This is a genomic window from Peribacillus sp. SIMBA_075 (genome assembly GCF_046534585.1).
Genome location: NZ_JAWRYN010001660.1, coordinates 1 through 233 on the forward strand (window position 1 = coordinate 1; position 233 = coordinate 233).

The window sequence follows — 233 nt, forward strand, 5'->3', positions numbered from 1 at the left end:
TGATACTAATAGATCGAGGACTTAACCAACGCTTTTTAAAAAATGAAATACCTTCTTATTATCTAGTTTTGAAGGAATGAAAATTTCTTCTTGCATTTTCTCAAAAAGACGTTATAATAATATATGTCTTGAAAAAATGTTAACAATGTTTGGTGACGATAGCGAAGAGGTCACACCCGTTCCCATTCCGAACACGGCAGTTAAGCTCTTCAGCGCCGATGGTAGTTGGGGGT

1 rRNA gene is annotated in these 233 nt (G+C 36.5%); it reads left to right on the top strand.

The window, feature by feature from the left end:
- Positions 1-148 precede the first annotated feature (148 nt).
- Positions 149-233 (top strand): 5S ribosomal RNA (gene rrf, locus SB775_RS34070); the annotation flags it as partial.